The following is an 18,924-nucleotide window of genomic DNA, read 5'->3' as shown; positions in this document are numbered from 1 at the left end:
TCGGGAAACGTAATTCTCGCTTTTGGAGAGGATTGATCTGGTACCCTGCGGTGATGCGTGCCTCCGCCGTCCAGAAAAGCGTGGGAATCGCCGCGGCCGTCCTGGCCGCCGCGGCCGTCACAGCAACGCCGGCCCAGGCCGAGGATCCGAACGCCTGGGGTATCAACGGCGTCTACGAGACGCTGTCCAACGGTGAGTGGGCCAAGCGCAACGACAGCTACTACGACGTGCCCACGGTCCGCTCCGTCTGGACCATCTCCACGCAGTGCAGCAGTCCGATGGACTGCACCGGCACGGTGAAGAGCGATCAGGGCTGGGAGGCCCCGATCTACACCACCAACGGCAGCATCTTCTACGTCAAGCGCGTGGTCGTCGGATGGGTGCCCTGCCCGGACGGGACCAAGGCGGACGGGCTGCAGACCTTCCGCATCAACGCCACCGAACCGGACACCGGTTTCGCCTCCGTGGACGACACGTCCTTGCTGACGGGCGAGGACCTCACCATCGGCCCGAGCGGCGCCTGCGGTCGCAGCGCGAACATGGACATCCGGATGCCGTTCCGGGCCACCAAGATCGCCTAGTCGATTCACCCGGACCCGACGCCCGCCGCGCGGGTGTACCCGCTCCCGGGTCACTTCGGGAGCAGGTCCTGCCACGTCTTCGCCGGCGCCGCGAGATTCGACTGCCGGTAGGTCTGACCGTCCGCACCCACGTACTGACCGGTGCGCGGGTTGTACTTGGCCACGGCGACAGAGGGACGCCCGGATCCGTTGCCGCCGAACGCAGCCGGTGCCGCCGCCGGGGGCGGCGGGGCCTCCCCCGGTGCCTGACCCATCGGAACCGGCGCGGTACCGGCGGGCACGGGTCCGGGCGGCGGTCCGGCAGGCGCGATCGGCACACCGTTGATCGAGTTGCCGGGCGGTGGCGGCGGCGCCACCGGCGCTGAATTGACCGGCGCCTGCAGCGGCGCCTGCAAAGGCGACGGCGGCCCGGGCGGTGGCGGCGGCACGCCCGGCGCTCCCGGTGGCAACGGGGTGCCCTCCAACGGCCCGTAGATGTTCTCGTCCAGAGTCGTCCGGTCGTCCGGCGGCACACCCTGCGACACCAGGTTCGGGTCGAACGGATACGGGCCCGTCACGTGCTGGCGCTGCGCCAGCGGCTCGAAGGGCTTGTCGCTCTTACAGATCTCCACGGTCGGCGCGCGCTTGCCCGGCTTCTCGATACACGGATAGTTGCGCGCGCCGCGCACCGCGATCGGCGAGTCCTGCGGCAGCTTGCAGTACAGGCCCTCCGGCGTGTCCACGATGCTCAGGTCCGCCGGGCTGCGCCATGAGGACGGCGGCAGGAAGCCGACCGTACACGGCGGCGGATCGGAGACCGTGATGGTGAAGTCGCCGTTGGGAATACCGGTCGGGTTGTTGGCGGGCGCGAGCGACTGCGTGAACGCCACGAACGGCGGGAGCAGAACGAGGAGTTGTTCGAGGGAGGCGTTGTAGGTGACCAACACCTGTTCGAGGGTGGTGAGGTTCGCCAGCAGAACCGGCAGCGTCGGCTTGACCTGATTCAGCAGCCCGGAGACCTCCTGGGCGAACCCCGGACCGTTCTGCAGCAGCGTCCGGATCTCGGGGTCGTTCTCGGCCACCTGCTCGGTGATCCCTGCCAGACTGCGGGCCCACGTGCGGATCGCGCCGGTGGTCTGCACCTGCGAATCCAGCAGCGGCCCACTGTCGTCGATCAGGGCACGCATCTGGGGCGACACCGTGTTGGCGTCTTCGGTGATCTTCGATGCGGAGTCGAGCAGCGAGCTGAAGTCGTAGTCGGCGCCGTCGAAGGCCTGGTAGGTCTCGTCGAGCAGGGCGCTGAGCCGGTCCTTCGGGATGCTCCCGACGAGCTCGTTGACCTGGTCGAGCATCGGTCCGACGGCCTGCGGAAGGCTCGTGTTCTCCATGGCGATGACCGAGCCGTCGGTGAGGTACGGCCCGGAGTCGGTGCGGGGCCGCAGATCCACGTACTGCTCCCCGACCGCGGACACACTGCGCACCTCGGCCTCGAGATCGGCGGGGATCTTCGGCGACGTCTCGAGGTTGAGGATGGCCTCCGCGCCGTTCTCCGTGAGGTTCACCGCCGACACCTCGCCGACCTGCACTCCGCGGTACGTCACGTTGCTGAAGCGGTACAGGCCGCCGCTGGACGGCAGTTCCAGGGTGACCTTCAGCCGTCCGACGCCGAGCAGCGTGGGGAGTTGGATGTAGGTGAACACCATCACCGCCACGCCGACGATCGAGGCGATCGTGAAGATGATCAACTGATTCCGGACGAACCGTGTGAGCATTTAGCCTCCACCTCCGGGAGCCGGCGGGACGACGGCCGGGGCGTCCGGCGGTGCGGGCGTGCCTCCGCCCGCCGGGTACGGCCCGGCGAAGATCGACGTGCCGGGCGTCGGTGGCGCGGGCACCGGCGCACCGGGCATCAGCCGCGGCGGGGACACCGGCACCAACGGTTCGGTCACCGGCGGCATCGGCGGTAGCTCCGGCAGCGGCGCAGCGGCCGCGTCGATCGGCGCACCCATGTTGGCCTGCTCCAGCGGAACCTCCTCCGGCGGCGGCGGTGGTGGGTTGACGCCGAGGTTCAGGGGCTCCAGCGTGTAGTTGTAGTAGTACGGATCACCCGGCGCGGGAACGATTTTCGCGCCCTCCTGCTCCCATCGGGTGCCGAGCATCAGCGTGCGCTTGAGCCGCGGGATCGTCAGGTCGATGGTGGCGAACAGGTTGTAGTAGTCACCCCGGATACCGCGGTCGATGAACGACTGGGTGTAGGGGAAGATCGTCGCATAGCCGAGCAGCTTGTCCAGTTCCGGCCCGACGTCGGCGAGCGACTTGAGCGCCGGTTCCAGGTTCCGCAGATTCCGCACGAGGTCTTCCTGCGTGTCGTTGATGAGCCCGGCGGCCGTGTCGCCGAAGTCGCCGAGCTTCGACAGCGCGGTGGTCAGCCGCGGCCGTTCCCGGATCAGCACATCGAGCGCCGGGGGGATGTCACGCAGCGCCCGGTTGATCACGTCACGTTGACCGGCGAAGGTCGACGCGAGCCGGTTCAGTGATTCGATCGAGGTGATGATGTTGTCGCGCTGGGCATCCAACGTGCCCACGAACCGGTCCAGGCGCCCGAGCAGTTCGCGCACGTCTCCCTCGCGGCCGTTGAGCGCGACGTTGAAGTTGTGGATGATGTCGCCGATCTGGCCGAGTCCTCCGCCGTTGACGACCACCGACAGCGAGGACAGCGTCTGCTCGGTCGACGGGTAGGTCGACGCCCTGTTCAGCGGGATCGTGGCACCCGGTTCGAGTTTCCCGCTTGGTTCCTGTCCGAGCGGTGCGCCCAGCGCGAGATGCATGGACCCGAGCAGGCTGGTCTGGCCGACCGTCGCGACAGCGTTGGCCGGCACCACGACGTCTGGTTGCAGCGACACCTCCACCTCGGCGTGCCAGTCCTTGACGGTCATCTTGCCGACACTGCCGACCACGACGTCGTCGATGAACACCGGCGCATTCGATTCCAGCGTGCCGACATTGGCGATCTGCACACGGTAGGTCTTCGCCTCCGCCCCCCGCCCGACGGTGCCCGGCAGCGGCAGCGAGTTGACGCCCTGGAAGGAACATGCGGTCGTCGTCATCGCGACGGCGCATCCGGTGACGAGGACTCCCCTCAACCACTTCCGGTGAATCATGGTGTGCCTCCGGGCGGTAGCGGCGCTTCGGCGGGAAGCGGAGGACCTGGCGGCGGTGCTGCACCGGGCGGTGGCGCAGCACCCGGCGGCAGCGGAGCCGCGGGGGGCCCGTGCGGTGCCAGCGGTGTGCCGGGCGCCTCCGGCGGTGGCAGCCCCGGCACGCTCGCGGGCGGCAAGAGCAGCTGGTCGGCGGTCGTCGGCACGTTCGGCGGAACGTACCGTCCTCCCGGAAGCAACTGCTGGGCACCGGGTGCCGGCTCGCCCGGCACCCGGCCGGTGTACGGCGGCGGCGGGTTGCCCGGAGCCGGGTATGGATTGTTCTCGAATCCCGTGTATGCCGATGTGGCAGGCCGGGGTTCGGCAGGCTCCACCGGGCCCCGGCCGTCAGTGGGCATCAGGTCCGGCTCGGAGTACTCGATGTCCTCCGGGCTCGCCGACGGCATCAGGAAGGCGTTGATGGGCAGCGGGATGTAGTTCACGGTGAGCAGCCGCAGCGCCGGCCCCAGATAGTCCGCGCACAGTCGGGCCGTCTCCGGTGCCGTCGTGTTCTCGATGGCCCCGATCGCCGAGCAGATCAGCTGGACCGGACTCGAGAAGTTGTTGATCACGAAGGCGCCCAGGGCGCTTCCCGTGGTCGGGTTGTAGATGTTGTAGCCGTTGGCGAAGGCGTTCGGGGCCACGTGCAACACGTTCTCGAGGTTGCTTCGGTTGTCGACGAGGTTCTGGGTGACGTTGCCGAGCCGCTGGATCTGTTCGGCGGTCTGGTTGCGGCTGCCCGCCACGAAACGCTGCACCTCGCCGATCGCCACCGACAGATCCGTCAGTGCCGCATCGAGATCCGATCGGTTGTCGTCGACGACGCTGGTCAGTGTCGCGAGCCGGTTCTCGAACGCGACGATCTCGGTGCTGCTGTCGCGCAGTGCCGTCACGAACGTCTGCAGGTTCTTGATGATCTCGACGATGTTGCCGCTGCCTTCGGCCAGGATCCGGCCGACCCCCGAGAGCTGGGCCAGCGTGTCGCGCAGCTTCTGACCGTTGCCGTCGAGCGCGCTGGCGGCGCTGTCGATGAACCGCGAGACCGACGTGTCGGACACGCCGTTGCGGGGCCCCAGTTCGCTCGACAGCCGCATGAGCTGTTCTTTGATCTCATCCCATTCGACCGGAACAGCGGTGCGCTCCAACGGGATCACCGCGCCGTCCGCCATCTTCGGCCCCTCGTTCCGGTAGGCGGGTGCGAGCTGGACATAACGTGCCGCCACGAGGTTCTGGGCGACGATCACCGCCTTGGCGTCGGCGGGGATCGGCACGTCGCGGTCGACTTTGAGGATCATCTTCGTCCGGGTGCCCTCGGGCACGATCTCCTCGACCTTGCCCACCTGGACCCCCGACACCCGGATCTCGTCACCGGGGTACACGGCTGTCGCGGTGGGGAAATACGCGGTGATCGTCTTCGGGCCGAACATCGTCGCTCGGACCAGGAAGGCGGTGCCTGCGATCAGCACGATGGCCAGGAGGATCGTCGTCCAGGCCACCAGACGTTTACGGGGTGCCATCATCGGGGAGGTCTCCTGGCTGCGGAATCCCGTTGTACGGGAACGGCAATTCGGCGCGCGGACCGGCGCCGTCCGGCGGCTGGCCGGCGTCCACACCCCGGCGGAATCCGAAGATGTAGTCGAGGAACGGCTGCGTGATCTGCGAGATCGTCAGGTTCGGCACGAACGCGTTGTAATACGCGCCGCTGGCCACCGTTTCACCCTGGGTGACCTGGTAGTTCTTGAAGCCGACCAGCGTGGTGCTGATGTTGTCGCGCTGACGCTCCAGCATCTCCGTGACCCGGTTGAGCCGCTCGAGCGTCGGCGCGAGCTCGGCTTCGTTGTTCGCGACCAGTTGAGTCAACTGCTGGGACACCGCCGAGGTGTTGGCGAGCAGATCCACGATGGCATCCCGGCGTTCGTTGAGCACGGCGAGCAGGTCGTTCGCGTTGAGGATGAGGGTGTTGACCTGCTGACTGCGTTCGGACAGGATGCCCGACACATCGCCGGCCGCCTCCAACAGATTCGAGAGGTTCTCGTTGCGGCTGTTGAGTGATCGCGACAACCGGCTCAGCCCGTCGAAAGTCGGTCCCAGCTGGGGGGCGATCTGGTCGAGTGTCGTCGCCAGCGTGTCCAGGGACTGGTTCAGCGACTCGGTGTTGGTGTTCGCGGTGTTGATCGTGAGATCGCTCAACGCATCGGTGAGCGAATAGGGCGACGACGTACGCGACACCGGGATGACCTCGCGCGGGTTGAGCGAACCGCCGCCTTCGGGTTCCACGCTCAGCACCCGCTCGCCGAGCAGGGTTCCGGTCTTGATGTGCACGGTCGTCTGCGAACCCAGTCGATAGCGGCCGGCGATGGTGAAGTCCACCAGCGCATCGCCGTTCTCCAGTTCGATGCCGGTGACGGAGCCGACCTTGATGCCCGACAACGTCACGTCGTTGCCGGCCGAGAGCCCACCGGCCTCGGAGAACAGCGCCTGATACCGGATGGCGGTGGCCCACTGGATGAGCCGTTCGGGCTGCAGGCCGACGACGATGACGAGCACGGCCAGCACCACACCGATGAAGCCGGACCGGATGAGTTGAGAGCCGCTGTATTTCAGCATCAGGGTTCAGTGCACCTTCCGGTTTCCTGCTTGATCCAGGGGAACACCGCCGTGCGGCCCTCGAGATCGGTGACCCGCAGGGTCAGGCCGCAGATGTAATACATGATCCAGCTGCCGTACGCGCCGAGCCGCCGAAGTTTCTTGTAGTTGTCGGGAGCCTTGGTCAGGGCGGCCTCCAGACTCGCTTTGTCGGAGTCCAGCAGGATCGCCAGCCGGTTCAGTTCGTCCACCGTGCCGGCCAGCGGCGGGTTCGCCTCGTCGAGCAGGCTCGCGACGGATGCCGTGCCGTTGTCGAGCGAGGTGATCGCTTCACCGATCGGGTCTCGATCGGATGCCAGGCCGGTCACCAGTTGCTCGAGGCGGTCGACCGTGCCCGAGAACCGCTCGCCGTCCTTGGCCAGCGTGTCGATCGTCGTGTTGAGGTTGTCGATGAGCTGCTCGACGAGTTGGCTGTTGTCGGCCAACGCATTCGTGAACGACGACGTCTTGGAGAACAGCGACTCCAGCGTGCCGCCCTGGCCCTGCAGGATCTGGATCAGCGAACTGGTCAGGGCGTTGACGTCCTGCGGATTCAGCGCCTGGATCACGGGTTTGAGGCCACCCAGGAGCAGATCGAGGTCCAGCGCCGGCTCGGTGCGTTCGAGCGGGATCTGGGAACCGGCGGGCAGCAGCCGTGTCGACCCCGGCGCGTCGATGAGTTCCAAATAGCGGTCACCCACGAGGTTGAGGTAGCGCACCGCCGCCTTCGTGCCGGTCGTCAGGGCGACGGAACGGTCGGCGTCGAACTTCACCAGGACCCTCCTGTCCTCCTGGAGGTTCACCGACCCGACGGTGCCGACCCGGATACCCGCGACCCGCACGGAGTCGCCCTCTTTGAGGCGCGACGCATCGTCGAACACCGCGGAGTACTCGGTCGTGGAGCCACCGCGGTACTCGCCGAAGATCGCAAACAGGAAGCCCGTCAGGAGGATCATCACCACCCCGAAGACGCCGAGCTTCGCGATTGTCTTGCCTGCGCTCATCCTGGATGCCCGATCTGTGACGTGTTGCGCGGCGGTCCGGCGATCGGCCCGAACAGGAGTTGCTTGAGGCCGTCGGAGTTCAGCAGGATGCCCTGGTTGCCGTACTTCCACGGGTTGGTACCGGTGTCTGTGACGAGATACTTGGGCCGCGACTCGAACGGGATCCTCGGCAGCTCCTGGCAGTTCGGGCCACCGGACGCGGCCACCTTCGGCAGGTCGGTCGGGTACCGGTAGCGCTCGACGCCCATGGTGAAGCTGACGTTCACCGCGATCCCCGGATCCGGGGCCGGCGGCTGCTTCATCTGCACCAGCATTCCGAGCAGGCTGCAGTTGATGGCCTTGTGGTACTCGTTGAGCAGATCGCTGGTGGGGACGAGGAGCCGGATCACGTCGGTCAACGCCTGACGGTTCCCGCCGACGACCTCGTTACCGATGTCCGCCAGGCCGATCGCGCTGACCAGGAAGGTGTCGAGGTTCCCCTCCTGTTCCACGAGCGTATTGCTGACTCGGCTGGTGTTCTCGAAGGTCCTCAGCAGGTCCGGTGCCGCATCGGCGTAGGCGGTGAACACCGGAGCCGACATCTCGATGTCGCGAGTGAGATTGGGCAGGCTCGGTTCGATCTCGCCGAGGAACTGGTTCAGATCGGTGAGCGTTTCGCCGAACTTCTCCCCCCGACCGTTGAACGCTTTGGCGATGGCGCCGAGCGTCTCGTTGAGCTTCTCCGGCTCGATGCTCCGCAGCACCGAGGTGAGCTGTTGGAACACGGTGTTGATCTCGACGGTCACGTGGTCACCACGCAACACCTGACCGGGGCGTAGCGCCTCGGCCGCCGGCTCCGGCGGCGGCTCCATCTGGACGAACTTCGCGCCGAACACCGTGCTGGATGCGATGTCGACGAGCACGTTGCCCGGGATGAGCCGCATCTGGTCGGGATTCATCGCCAGCTTGAGCGCGGCGGTGCCGTCAGCGCGGTACTCGATCGAGTCCACGGTGCCGACCTGGACGCCGCGCATCTTGACGTCGGCATCGGGGTTCATCACCAGGCCTGCGCGATCGGAGATCACGGTGACCGGGACGGTGGGCGTGAAGCTTCCGCGGAACAGCGCGATCGCGAGGACGACGACGAGGGCGATCGCGACGACCAGCCCGAGCCCTGCGAGCGGACGAATGGCACTGCGAGACATCGGCTTCCCCCTAACCGGCCAGGTTGAAGTTGCCGTTGGAACCGTAGACGGCCAGCGAGACCAGCAGCGTCACCGACACCACGACGATCAGCGACGTGCGTACAGCGTTGCCCACCGCCACCCCCACACCCGATGGCCCGCCGGACGCGAAGTACCCGAAGTAGGTGTGCACCAGCAGGATCGTGATCGCCATCAGGATCGCCTGCAGGAACGACCACAGCAGGTCGATCGGGTTGAGGAACGTGTCGAAGTAGTGGTCGTAGAGGCCACTGGACTGACCGAACAGCACCACCGTGGTGAACTGGCTGGCGAGGAACGACAGGATCACCGCGATCGAGTACAGCGGGGTGATCGCGACCATGCCGGCGACGAGGCGCGTGCTCACCAGGTACTCCACCGGGCGGATGCCCATCGATTCGAGCGCGTCGATCTCCTCGTTGATGCGCATGGCGCCCAGCTGGGCCGTCACCCCGGCGCCGAAGGTGGCCGCGAGACCGATGCCCGCCACCGTCGGCGCGGCGATCCGGACGTTGATGAAGGCCGCGAGGAATCCGGTGAGCGCCTCGATGCCGATGTCGCCCAGGCTGCTGTATCCCTGGATCGCCAGCGTGCCGCCCGCGGCCAGGGTGAGGAAACCCACGATGACGACGGTCCCGCCGATCATTGCCAGAGTGCCCGCGCCCATGCTGATCTCGGCGATGAGGCGGATCACCTCCTTGCGGAAGTGCATGGCCGCGTGGGGAGTCCCGGCGATCGCCCGGATGTAGAACAGCGTGTGGTCGCCGATGCGTCCCAACAGGTCGACCGGCCTGCGGACACTCTTGCTCAGCCGCGGGTAGGTGCTGCGCAGCACCGTCAGAGTGCCCATGGGTCAGTCCACCGTCATCCGGATGCCGATGGCGGTGACGATCACGTTGATCACGAACAGCGCCATGAACGCGTACACCACGGTCTCGTTGACCGCGTTGCCGACGGCTTTGGCGCCGCCACCGGAGATGGTCAGCCCGCGGTAACAGGCCACGAGCCCGGCGATCAGACCGAACAGCGCGGCCTTGACACACGAGATGATCATCTCGGGCACCCCGGTCAGCAGGGTGATTCCGGCGGCGAACGCACCGGGGTTGACGTCCTGGATGAAGACCGAGAACGTGTATCCGCCGAGGATTCCGATGATGACCACGAGGCTGTTGAGCAGCAGCGCCACCAGACCGGACGCGAGCATCCGTGGGGTGACCAGACGCTGCACCGGGTTGATGCCCAGCACCTCCATCGCATCGATCTCCTCGCGGATGGTGCGGGAGCCGAGGTCGGCGCACATCGCGGTGGCACCGGCCCCGGCGACGATCAACACCGTGACCAGCGGACCGACCTGGGTCACAGCGCCGAATGCCGCACCGGCGCCCGAGAGATCGGCCGCACCGAGTTCACGGAGCAGGATGTTGAGGGTGAAGCTGACCAGCACGGTGAACGGAATCGCCACCAGGACGGTCGGTGCCAGGGAGACCTTGGCCACGAACCAGGACTGATCGAGGAACTCGCGCCACTGGAACGGCCGGCGGAACACGAACCGCACCGCATCGGCCGACATGGCGAACAGCCCGCCGATCGCCTCCATCGGCTTGCTGCCGCGCCCGAGCGACACCCCCGGTAACCACCGCTCAACCATGGGTACCCGCTCCTTCCAGGATGGTGACCGCAGCGACCGCGGTCGGACCACCGATGTTGTGCGCCAAGCCGATCCGTGCGCCGTCGACCTGGTTGACCGCTTCCCCGCGCAGCTGACCGAACAGTTCGACGCATTGCGCGACGCCGGTGGCGCCCGGTGGGTGGCCCTTGGCCTTGAGCCCGCCGCTGGGGTTGACCGGCAGCGCGCCGCCCATACTGGTCACCTCGGCCTCGACGAGTTTGTGGGCACCGAACCGTTCGGCGAATCCGAGGTCCTCGTAACTGATCAACTCGATGCCGGTGAAGTAGTCGTGCACTTCCGCGACGTCGACGTCGGCGGGGGTCAGGCCCGCCATGCCGAAGGCCCGCTTGGCGGCGCGCACGGTCGCCGGGAACGTCGTCATATCCGGTTTGTGCGGGTACATCACCGAATCCAGTCCGAGCCCGACCCCGCGGACCCACACCGGCCGGTCGGTGAATCGGTCGACCACGTCCTCGGCCGCCAGGATCAGCGCGGCCGCGCCGTCGCTCTGCGGCGCACAGTCGTAGATCCCGAACGGATTCACCACGATCGGGGCGGCCAGCGCCTGCTCGACGGTGATCTCGAACCGCAGCCTGGCCTTCGGGTTGTCGACGGCGTTGCGGTGGTTCTTGACCGCGATCATCGCCAGATGTTCTCGGGTGGCCGGTGATTCGTGGAGGTAGCGGCGCACGTGCAGCGCGAACCCCGCAGGCGCCACCAGGCCGAGTGGGTAATCCCAGGCCATGTCCCGGGTGGTGGCCTCCCAGCCCCACAGCATGTCCTTGGTCGCGACCTCGCGCAGTTTGTCCGCGCCCATCACCAGGGCGACGTCGGCGGCCCCGGAGGCGATGCCGTACAGCGCGTTGCGCACCGCGTCGTTGCCCGTGGCACAGGAGTTCTCGACGTGGGTGACCGGGATGTCCTGCATGCCCAGCGTGTCGGCGAGGATCCCGGACGGGAACCCGTCGGTGGTGCCCATCGCGCCGAACCACACCGCGTCGATGTCGTCCTTGGAGACACCCTTGTCCACCCCGGCGGCGCATTCGGCGAACGCCATCGGCAACAGATCCTTGATGCCGAGCGCGAAGTGTTCGGCGAACGGGGTCATCCCCGCACCGACGATCGCCACGTTCCTCATGCCGCGTCCGGTTCGAAGGCGTACCCGTAGTCCGGCACTCCGGAGCGCACCGCGACGCGGCGCAGCGCCATCCGGCCCCGGTCGCCGATGTCCACCGAACCGGGCGCGGCACCGGTCACCTTGACCAGCGCGCGCACGTCGGTCCCGTCGAGTTCGACGATCACCAGCGAGTACGGCGAGCGCATCCCCGGCACCGGGATCTGCACGGTCGCTTCGGTGTAGACCGTCCCGCTGCGCGGCAGCGGGACCAGTTCGTAGTCGGTGTCCAGCGCGCAGTCATCGCCCACCCGGTAGCGCGGCGGGAAGTCGAGGTCGGGGCTGCCGGCGTACTTACCCGCCTCCCAGCGCACCTTGGCCTCGAACGCACGCTCGTAGGCCGCCAGCGAAATCGCGAGGTCGGCGCCCGGGGTCACCGTGCCCTCGGGCAGCGGCCGTGCCGCCGGTTCACGTCGAATCACTTGTGCCTCACCGCCTGTGACGGTGATGCCGGACAAACTCGCCTGCTCCACCGCGACCAAGGGGCCAATCGTATGGGACTCGGTGAGGGCGGCGAGGGCGAACAGACCAGAACTTGCTCCAAATGTCGGCAGCCGGGGCGGTTCGCCGACGCACAACTCCACCACCTTGTCGTGGTCGACACCCGCGACCACCACCGGGGTGTCGAGCCAGGCGGCCGACAGCGAGGCCAGCAGTCCCCGTTCGTGCAGCAGCCGCGGGTCGCCGTAGTCGTGCACGACGCCGACGGCGTTCCGGGTGCGCACCGGGAGGCTGCGCGCCACCCGCGCGGCGGTGCGAACCTGTTTGCCCCGGTCGGAGGTGAGGATGGCCGCGGCGCCCGCCGGTTCGAGATCCACCCCGATGACCAGTGACCGGGGACGTGCCGAACTGACCGCGTCGAGTGTGGCCGGCGCACCGCCGAGCCGTTCGTCGACCTCGAGTTCCGGGTCCAGACCCAGCCCGGCCAGCAGCACCGCGGCATTGCTGCTCTCGGTGAGCGGCAGGTCGCGGCTGACCAGGACCACCCGCTCCACGGCGCCGCCCGTGCTGAGCGCGGCCCGCCCGGCCTCGACGGCCAGCGTGATGGCGTCCTCGTCATCACCGGCGATGCGGTGATGTGGTGTGCCCCAACACGGGAGGTAGGTCCCGATCGAAGCGATGAACGGCATTGAGGTCTCCAGGTTCAGGTGACGGCGCCGGCCGTCTTGAGCTCGATGATCCGATCCCAGTCCAGACCCAGTTCGACGAGGATGTCGTCGGTCTGTTCGGCGAAACCCGGGGCGGCGCCGGACCGTGGGGCGGAGACGTCGAACTGAACCGGGTTGGCCACCAGTTCCAGTTCACCGGCCTGCACGATGTACTCGTTGGCCCGGATCTGTGAATCCTGCGCGGCCTGCAGCGTGTCCTGCACCGGCGCCCACGGTCCGAGGAGCGTGGCGAACCGTTCGCTCCACTCCGGTAGCGGACGCTTCCGCATCGCCTCGGTGAGGATCTCGACGGCGGCCGGGGTGTGCTCGGCGAACGACTCGGCGGTCGCGAAGCGCGGGTCCTCGGCGTACTCCTCGAGGTCCATGTGCTTGCACACGTCGGCCCAGAACTTCGTCGGCTGCATCATCACGAACGAGATGTAGCGGTCGTCCGCGGTCGGGTAGACCCCGACCAGCGGGTTGATCGGCGAACCGTGCACCCCCGGCGGCGGGCTGACCAGCAGTTGGTTGAGGTGCTGGGTCAACGCGACGGTGTGCCCCATCGCCCACAGCCCGCTGCCCAGCAGGGACACGTCGACCACCGACGGCTCACCCGTGCGCTCCCGCTTGAACAACGCGGCCGCGATGCCCCCGGCCAGGTTGGTCCCGGAGATGGTGTCGCCGTAGGCCGGTCCCGGCGGGGCGATCATTCCCTCGATCCCCGGCGGGGTGATGGTGGCGGCCGTACCCGCCCGGCACCAGAACGCGGTCATGTCGTAGCCGCCCTTGACCGACTCCTCGCCGCGGGGCCCCAGCGCGCTGCCGCGCGCGTAGACGATGTTCGGGTTGACCGCGCGGATGTCGTCGACGTCGATGCCGAACTTCTGCCGGTGGCCGGGCAGGAAGCTGGTCAGGAAAACGTCCGCACGCCGGGCGAGTTCGAGCAGCACCTCGCGGCCCTCGGGCACCGACATGTCCAGCCCGATGCTGCGCTTGCCCCGGTTGGCGTGTTCGATGTTGGGATTCGGGTCACCCTCGACCCGCAGCGGCCCCGTCTGGCGCAACCCGCGCTGCGGATCGCCGGTGACCGCGTGCTCGACCTTGATGACGTCGGCGCCCCACTCGCCCAGCACGGCGCCGCACGACGGGACGAACCCGTACATCGCGACCTCGAGAACGCGGACGCCTTCCAACGGCCGGTTCGACCCCGTGCTCATCAGCTCACCACCGTCGCGAACGTCTTGGATTCCAGGAACTCCTCGAGTCCTGCCCGGCCCATCTCCCGGCCGATACCGGACTGCTTGTAGCCGCCGAACGGGCTGTCGGGGCTGAAGTAGTTGCCGCCGTTGATCGAGAACGTGCCGGTGCGGATGCGACGGGCGACCGCCAGTGCGCGCTCTTCGCTGCCGAAGACCGCACCGGACAACCCGTAGATGGAGTTGTTGGCGATGCGGACCGCATCATCGTCGTCGTCGTAGGCGATCACCGCCAGCACCGGTCCGAAGACCTCTTCCTGGGCGATCTCGCTGTCGGGATCGACGTCGGCGAGCAGGGTCGGTGTGTAGAAGTAGCCGGGGTCGACCTTCTCGCCTCCGGTGACCAGCGTGGCTCCCGCCTCGACCGCCCGCCGGACCATGCCGTCGACCTTGTCGCGCTGCTTCTCGCTGATGAGCGGACCCATGTAGGTCTTCGGATCGGCCGGATCCCCGTAGCGCACCAGACCGAAGTTGTTCTTGATCTTCTCGACGATCTCGTCCTTGTGGCGTGCAGGCACCAGCAGCCGGGAGGTGAGCGCGCAGCCCTGGCCGGCATGGGTGACCATCGAGAACGCCGAGAACAGCGCGGCGGTGTCGAAGTCGGCGTCGTCCAGCACGATCGCGGCGGACTTGCCGCCGAGTTCGAGGAACACCTTCTTGAGCGTCTCGCTGGCGGCGGCCATGATGCGGCGGCCGGTCGGGGTGGAACCGGTGAACGTGACCATGTCGACGTCGGGGCTGGTGGTCAGCACCGCCCCCACCTCGGGGTCGGCGCCGGAGAGCACGTTGACCACACCGGCCGGGATGTCGGTGTGTTCGGCGATCAGTTCACCGAGGGCCAGGGTCACCAGCGGGGTGTCGGGCGCGGACTTGAGCACCACGGTGCAACCGGCGGCCAGCGCAGGCGCGAGCTTGGCCAGCGCGAGCTGGTTCGGATAGTTGTAGGCGATGATCGCCGCGACGACGCCCGCGGCTTCCTTCTCCACCCAGCGGTGGTGCTGCATCCCGCGGCTCTCGATCTCGCCGAGGTCCTCGGTCATCGGATAGTCGGCGAGCAGGTCGGCGTAGTACCGCACGATCGCGATCGGCTGGTCGAGTTGCGCCCCCTGACACAGCGCCTCGGTGGCGCCCACCTCCGCGATCGTCAGCGCGGCCAGTTCGTCGCGGTGCTCCACGAGCGCGGCGTGCAGCTGGTCGAGGCAGCGCAGCCGCAGCTCGACGTTCGTCGACCAGTCGGTCGTGTCGAAGGCGCGGCGCGCGGCGGCCACGGCGGCTTCGGCGTCGGCGACCGTCGCATCGGGTGCGTGCCCGAGCACCTGGCCCGTCGCGGGATTGAGGGATTCGAACACCCGTCCGGTGTCGACCAGCCGTCCGTCGATCAACAGCCGCCGATCCGCCGGCGCGTCACCGGCCTGCGAGCCGGCTCCGGGCTGGCGGTTCTCGCTCACCGTGGGCGTCTGAGCCATCATCCTCCTCAGTGTGATGGAAATTCCATTCTCATTCGGGGCGAATCATACATTCGGCGCGGGAGAACTCAAGGAAGCCTAGAGTGGCTAGTCAAAGCCCCGGAAGTTGGAAGGGAGCTTAGGTTGACCCTCGGCGCGTCCGCGGGATTTCTTGCAGAATGATCGTCTACGAGAGTACGGTTCTCGAAATCGGAAGGATGATTCTTGATGCCTGAGACGACCGTGACAGAGCCGGCCGCCAGATCGGATGAAGCGCTGTGAAGACCGCGGTGGTCACCGGCGGCGGCTCCGGGATCGGGCTGGCCATCGTCCAGCGGCTGCAGGCCGACGGACTTCACGTCGCCACGATCGATCTCAAGCCGGGCGACGGTGAGTTCGCCCATGCCGCCGACGTGACCGACCGGTCGGCTGTCGAGGCCGCGTTCACAGCGATCCGCAAACAGCTCGGCCCGATCACGGTGTTGGTCAACGCGGCCGGGCTGGACTGCTTCAAACGCTTCAGCGACGTGTCCTTCGACCGGTGGCAGAAGGTCATCGACGTCAACCTCAACGGCGTCTTCCACACCATCCAGGCGGTGCTGCCCGACATGCTCGAGGCGGGATGGGGCCGCATCGTCAACATCTCGTCGTCGAGCACGCACTCGGGCGCCCCGTACATGTCGCCGTACGTCGCCGCCAAGTCCGCGGTCAACGGCCTGACCAAATCGCTGGCGCTCGAATACGGTCCGAGCGGTATCACGGTCAACGCGGTTCCGCCCGGGTTCATCGACACCCCGATGCTGCGCGCCGCCGCCGAACGGGGCTACCTCGGCGACATCGACGCCACGATCGCGGCCACCCCGGTGCGGCGCATCGGCAGACCCGAGGACATCGCCGCCGCATGCGCGTTCCTCATCAGCGAGGAGGCCGGCTACATCACCGGCCAGATCCTCGGCGTCAACGGCGGACGCAACACCTGACGGTCATGCATCACCAACGGAATCAACCGGAATCACGAGAGGACAAGCTGTGGGGCGCGTAGAAGGAAAGGTCGCATTCATCACGGGCGCAGCGCGCGGGCAGGGCCGCAGCCACGCCATTCGGCTCGCCGAGGAAGGCGCCGACATCATCGCCGTCGACATCTGCGCCGACATCGACACGGTGGGCTACCCGCTGGCCAGACCGGAAGACCTCGAGGAGACCGCCCAGTACGTCGAGAAGGCCGGCCGCCGGGCCGTCACGGCCCAGGCAGACGTCCGGGACGCCGCCCAGCTCAAGGAGGCACTCGACAACGGTGTCGCCGAACTGGGGCACCTCGACATCGTCGTCGCGCAGGCCGGCATCGCGGCGATGAAGGGCACTCCGCCGATGCAGGCGTGGACCGACGGGATCAACACCAACTTCGTCGGGACGATCAACGCGATCCAGGTTGCGCTGCCGCATCTCAAGGAGGGCGCATCGATCATCGCGACCGCCTCCGCCGCGGCGCTGATGGACGCCTCGAAGAAGGACCGCCCGGGCGCCGATCCCGGCGGGATGGGCTACATGACCTCCAAGCGCCTCATCTCCCAGTACGTGCACGACCTGGCGACCGAACTGGCGGTGCGCAACATCCGGGCCAACGTCATCCACCCCACCAACTGCAACACCGACATGCTGCAGAGCGAACCGATGTACCGCTCGTTCCGGCCCGACCTGGAGAAGCCGACCCGCGCCGACGCCGAATTGGCCTTCGGGGTGCAGCAAGCCATGCCTGTGCCGTTCATCGAACCCGAGGACATCAGCAACGCCGTGCTGTGGCTGGCCTCCGACGAGTCACGGTTCGTCACCGGCATGCAGCTGCGGGTGGACGCGGGCGGCTATCTCAAGTGGTACGACTACCACGTCTGACCACCGAAACACGTTGACCGCGAGACATTTTCGAGGAGAGCAGTGAAGGTAAGGGTTGACTCCGGCCGTTGCCAGGGGCACACGCTGTGCGCGATGATCGCGCCGGATTCCTTCGAGTTGAGCGACATCGACGGCACCTCGTCGCCGGTCAACGAGGTCGTCCCCGACGACCAGCAGGACGCGGTCCGGGAGGCCGCGTCCTCCTGTCCGGAACAAGCGATCTCGATAGACGACTGACCACAAGTCTGGAGACCAATGACTCAGGGAGCCAACGACGTGAGCAGCGTCGACGATCTCCGCGGCGAGCCGGCCGACAGTGATCGCAAGAAGAACCGCTACCACTTCGACCGGCACACACCGGAATACCGGCTGCAGTTCGAGAAGATCACCGAGGAGATGCACGCCAAGTGCCCGATGGCGTGGAGCGACACGTACGGCGGGCACTGGGTGGCCGCCGACAGCAAGCACGTGTTCGAGTTGGCACGCTGCCCGGTGGTGTCCAATCACCATGACATCAGCGGTGAGACGCCGTTCCAGGGCATCACCATCCCGAAGGCGAGTCGGGCCACCGTCGTGCGCGGCGGCATCCTCGAGATGGACGAACCGGAGCACAGCGCGTACCGCGGCGCGCTGAACCCCTACCTCTCCCCCGCCGCGATCAAGCGGTGGGAGCCGTTCGTCGACGAGATCACGCGCGCCGCCCTCGACGAGCACATCGAGTCCGGCCGCATCGATTTCGTCGAGCACCTGGCGAATGTGGTGCCCGCGGTGTTCACGCTGGCGATGATGGGCATCGCGCTGAAGAAGTGGAATGTCTACAGCGAGCCCACCCACGCCTCGGTGTACACCCCCGAGCACTCCCCCGAGCGCGAGAAGATCAACGAGCAGCACCGCGAGATGGGCATCGACCTCATCAACAACATGATGGAGATCCGGCAGAATCCGCGCCCGGGTCTGGTCAACGCGCTGGTCCAGTTGCGCATCGACGGCGAGCCCGCGCCGGACATGGAGATCCTCGGCAACCTCGGCCTCATCATCGGCGGCGGTTTCGACACGACGACGGCGCTCACCGCGCATGCGCTGGAATGGCTCGGCGAACATCCCGACCAACGGGACCGCCTCAGCCGTGAACGGGCCACGCTGCTGCATCCGGCCACCGAGGAGTTCCTGCGCTTCTTCACCCCGGCCCCCGGCGACGGCCGCACGTTCGCCGACGACGTCGAGGTGGAGGGTCAGCGGTTCCAGAAGTACGAGCGGCTGTGGCTGTCCTGGGCGATGGCCAACCGGGACCCGTCGGTGTTCAGCGACCCCAACGAGGTCATCCTGGACCGAAAAGGCAATCGCCACTTCAGTTTCGGCATCGGTGTCCACCGCTGCGTGGGTTCCAACGTGGCCCGCACGGTGTTCAAGTCGATGCTCACCGCGGTGCTCGACCGGATGCCGGACTACACGTGCGACCCCGAGGGCACGGTCCACTACGACACGATCGGCGTCATCCAGGGCATGCGCAACCTGCCCGCCACGTTCACCCCGAGCAAACCCTTGGGACCGGGCCTGGACGAGACACTGGACAGGTTGCAGCGCATCTGCGACGAGCAGGAACTGGCACGCCCCATCACCGAACGCAAAGAAGCCGCCGTCATCGACTGACGTCAGGGCGTTGACCTCGACAAGGTTTGCTCGAGGGGATGAAAAGGTAACAGTTGCGCTGTTACTGTCGATGAATCTGCTGTCGGGTGATCTTGTGCCCGGTG

The 18,924-nt window shown here is 67.3% G+C and carries 17 protein-coding genes; 5 read left to right on the top strand and 12 right to left on the bottom strand.

Annotated features, from left to right (window positions below; translation table 11 throughout):
• Positions 1-53: 53 nt before the first annotated feature.
• Positions 54-581 carry an Rv2253/PknI dimerization domain-containing protein gene (locus AU196_RS15330; protein WP_059095928.1) on the top strand — a complete coding sequence of 176 codons (528 nt, stop codon included), beginning with the start codon at positions 54-56 and terminating at the stop codon, positions 579-581.
• A gap of 50 nt (positions 582-631) precedes the next feature.
• Here AU196_RS15330 and AU196_RS15325 read toward each other — a convergent pair whose 3' ends face one another.
• Genes AU196_RS15325 through AU196_RS15270 form a run of 12 tightly spaced genes read right to left on the bottom strand, consistent with a single transcriptional unit; the run spans position 632 to position 15,301 of the window.
• Positions 632-2,332 (bottom strand): MCE family protein, encoded by a 1,701-nt coding sequence (locus AU196_RS15325; RefSeq protein WP_059095927.1) that lies wholly within the window; start codon positions 2,330-2,332, stop codon positions 632-634.
• Complete coding sequence (locus tag AU196_RS15320) at positions 2,333-3,721, bottom strand: MCE family protein (protein WP_059095926.1); 1,389 nt, start codon at positions 3,719-3,721, stop codon at positions 2,333-2,335. It lies immediately after the preceding gene.
• Entirely contained in the window at positions 3,718-5,277 is a 1,560-nt protein-coding gene (locus tag AU196_RS15315) for an MCE family protein (RefSeq protein WP_059095925.1), read from the bottom strand. The genes AU196_RS15320 and AU196_RS15315 overlap by 4 nt, the downstream gene beginning before the upstream one ends.
• The gene (locus tag AU196_RS15310; RefSeq protein WP_059095924.1) at positions 5,261-6,364 is read right to left on the bottom strand and encodes an MCE family protein; all 1,104 of its coding nucleotides are present in this window, start codon (positions 6,362-6,364) and stop codon (positions 5,261-5,263) included. Before AU196_RS15310 ends, AU196_RS15315 begins: the two co-directional genes overlap by 17 nt.
• Entirely contained in the window at positions 6,364-7,386 is a 1,023-nt protein-coding gene (locus AU196_RS15305) for an MCE family protein (RefSeq protein ID WP_059095923.1), read from the bottom strand. The genes AU196_RS15310 and AU196_RS15305 overlap by 1 nt, the downstream gene beginning before the upstream one ends.
• Positions 7,383-8,570 carry an MCE family protein gene (locus tag AU196_RS15300; protein WP_059095922.1) on the bottom strand — a complete coding sequence of 396 codons (1,188 nt, stop codon included), beginning with the start codon at positions 8,568-8,570 and terminating at the stop codon, positions 7,383-7,385. Before AU196_RS15300 ends, AU196_RS15305 begins: the two co-directional genes overlap by 4 nt.
• A gap of 10 nt (positions 8,571-8,580) precedes the next feature.
• Positions 8,581-9,438, bottom strand: a complete 858-nt coding sequence (locus tag AU196_RS15295) for an MlaE family ABC transporter permease (RefSeq protein WP_059095921.1) — start codon at positions 9,436-9,438, stop codon at positions 8,581-8,583.
• A gap of 3 nt (positions 9,439-9,441) precedes the next feature.
• Positions 9,442-10,236 carry an MlaE family ABC transporter permease gene (locus AU196_RS15290; protein WP_059095920.1) on the bottom strand — a complete coding sequence of 265 codons (795 nt, stop codon included), beginning with the start codon at positions 10,234-10,236 and terminating at the stop codon, positions 9,442-9,444.
• Complete coding sequence (locus tag AU196_RS15285; RefSeq protein ID WP_059095919.1) at positions 10,229-11,395, bottom strand: thiolase C-terminal domain-containing protein; 1,167 nt, start codon at positions 11,393-11,395, stop codon at positions 10,229-10,231. The genes AU196_RS15290 and AU196_RS15285 overlap by 8 nt, the downstream gene beginning before the upstream one ends.
• The gene (locus AU196_RS15280; protein WP_059095918.1) at positions 11,392-12,561 is read right to left on the bottom strand and encodes an OB-fold domain-containing protein; all 1,170 of its coding nucleotides are present in this window, start codon (positions 12,559-12,561) and stop codon (positions 11,392-11,394) included. Before AU196_RS15280 ends, AU196_RS15285 begins: the two co-directional genes overlap by 4 nt.
• A 14-nt stretch (positions 12,562-12,575) precedes the next feature.
• Positions 12,576-13,796, bottom strand: coding sequence for a CaiB/BaiF CoA transferase family protein (locus tag AU196_RS15275; protein ID WP_082695731.1), 1,221 nt, complete (start codon positions 13,794-13,796; stop codon positions 12,576-12,578).
• Positions 13,796-15,301 carry an aldehyde dehydrogenase family protein gene (locus tag AU196_RS15270; RefSeq protein WP_059096093.1) on the bottom strand — a complete coding sequence of 502 codons (1,506 nt, stop codon included), beginning with the start codon at positions 15,299-15,301 and terminating at the stop codon, positions 13,796-13,798. Before AU196_RS15270 ends, AU196_RS15275 begins: the two co-directional genes overlap by 1 nt.
• A gap of 257 nt (positions 15,302-15,558) precedes the next feature.
• Here AU196_RS15270 and AU196_RS15265 point away from each other — a divergent pair, with 257 nt between their 5' ends.
• The 4 genes from AU196_RS15265 to AU196_RS15250 are packed head-to-tail and all read left to right on the top strand — an operon-like array spanning position 15,559 to position 18,820.
• On the top strand, positions 15,559-16,260 hold the full coding sequence (locus AU196_RS15265) for an SDR family NAD(P)-dependent oxidoreductase (protein ID WP_059095917.1): 702 nt from the start codon (positions 15,559-15,561) through the stop codon (positions 16,258-16,260).
• Between the two features lie 49 nt (positions 16,261-16,309).
• Complete coding sequence (locus AU196_RS15260) at positions 16,310-17,170, top strand: mycofactocin-coupled SDR family oxidoreductase (RefSeq protein ID WP_059095916.1); 861 nt, start codon at positions 16,310-16,312, stop codon at positions 17,168-17,170.
• 42 nt (positions 17,171-17,212) lie between these two features.
• Entirely contained in the window at positions 17,213-17,407 is a 195-nt protein-coding gene (locus AU196_RS15255) for a ferredoxin (protein WP_059095915.1), read from the top strand.
• An 18-nt stretch (positions 17,408-17,425) separates the two neighbouring features.
• On the top strand, positions 17,426-18,820 hold the full coding sequence (locus AU196_RS15250) for a cytochrome P450 (protein ID WP_059095914.1): 1,395 nt from the start codon (positions 17,426-17,428) through the stop codon (positions 18,818-18,820).
• Positions 18,821-18,924: the final 104 nt, after the last annotated feature.

It is taken from the genome of Mycobacterium sp. IS-1742, assembly GCF_001500125.1.
Taxonomy (GTDB): domain Bacteria; phylum Actinomycetota; class Actinomycetes; order Mycobacteriales; family Mycobacteriaceae; genus Mycobacterium.
This window is presented reverse-complemented; position numbering and strand designations above follow the sequence as displayed.

Bases quoted from the DNA above. Each gene is read 5' to 3' on its own strand.
- AU196_RS15330 (WP_059095928.1), top strand. From the start codon at position 54: ATGCGTGCCTCCGCCGTCCAGAAAAGCGTGGGAATCGCCGCGGCCGTC.
- AU196_RS15325 (WP_059095927.1), bottom strand. From the start codon at position 2,332: ATGCTCACACGGTTCGTCCGGAATCAGTTGATCATCTTCACGATCGCC.
- AU196_RS15320 (WP_059095926.1), bottom strand. From the start codon at position 3,721: ATGATTCACCGGAAGTGGTTGAGGGGAGTCCTCGTCACCGGATGCGCC.
- AU196_RS15315 (WP_059095925.1), bottom strand. From the start codon at position 5,277: ATGATGGCACCCCGTAAACGTCTGGTGGCCTGGACGACGATCCTCCTG.
- AU196_RS15310 (WP_059095924.1), bottom strand. From the start codon at position 6,364: ATGCTGAAATACAGCGGCTCTCAACTCATCCGGTCCGGCTTCATCGGT.
- AU196_RS15305 (WP_059095923.1), bottom strand. From the start codon at position 7,386: ATGAGCGCAGGCAAGACAATCGCGAAGCTCGGCGTCTTCGGGGTGGTG.
- AU196_RS15300 (WP_059095922.1), bottom strand. From the start codon at position 8,570: ATGTCTCGCAGTGCCATTCGTCCGCTCGCAGGGCTCGGGCTGGTCGTC.
- AU196_RS15295 (WP_059095921.1), bottom strand. From the start codon at position 9,438: ATGGGCACTCTGACGGTGCTGCGCAGCACCTACCCGCGGCTGAGCAAG.
- AU196_RS15290 (WP_059095920.1), bottom strand. From the start codon at position 10,236: ATGGTTGAGCGGTGGTTACCGGGGGTGTCGCTCGGGCGCGGCAGCAAG.
- AU196_RS15285 (WP_059095919.1), bottom strand. From the start codon at position 11,395: ATGAGGAACGTGGCGATCGTCGGTGCGGGGATGACCCCGTTCGCCGAA.
- AU196_RS15280 (WP_059095918.1), bottom strand. From the start codon at position 12,561: ATGCCGTTCATCGCTTCGATCGGGACCTACCTCCCGTGTTGGGGCACA.
- AU196_RS15275 (WP_082695731.1), bottom strand. From the start codon at position 13,796: ATGAGCACGGGGTCGAACCGGCCGTTGGAAGGCGTCCGCGTTCTCGAG.
- AU196_RS15270 (WP_059096093.1), bottom strand. From the start codon at position 15,301: ATGGCTCAGACGCCCACGGTGAGCGAGAACCGCCAGCCCGGAGCCGGC.
- AU196_RS15250 (WP_059095914.1), top strand. From the start codon at position 17,426: ATGACTCAGGGAGCCAACGACGTGAGCAGCGTCGACGATCTCCGCGGC.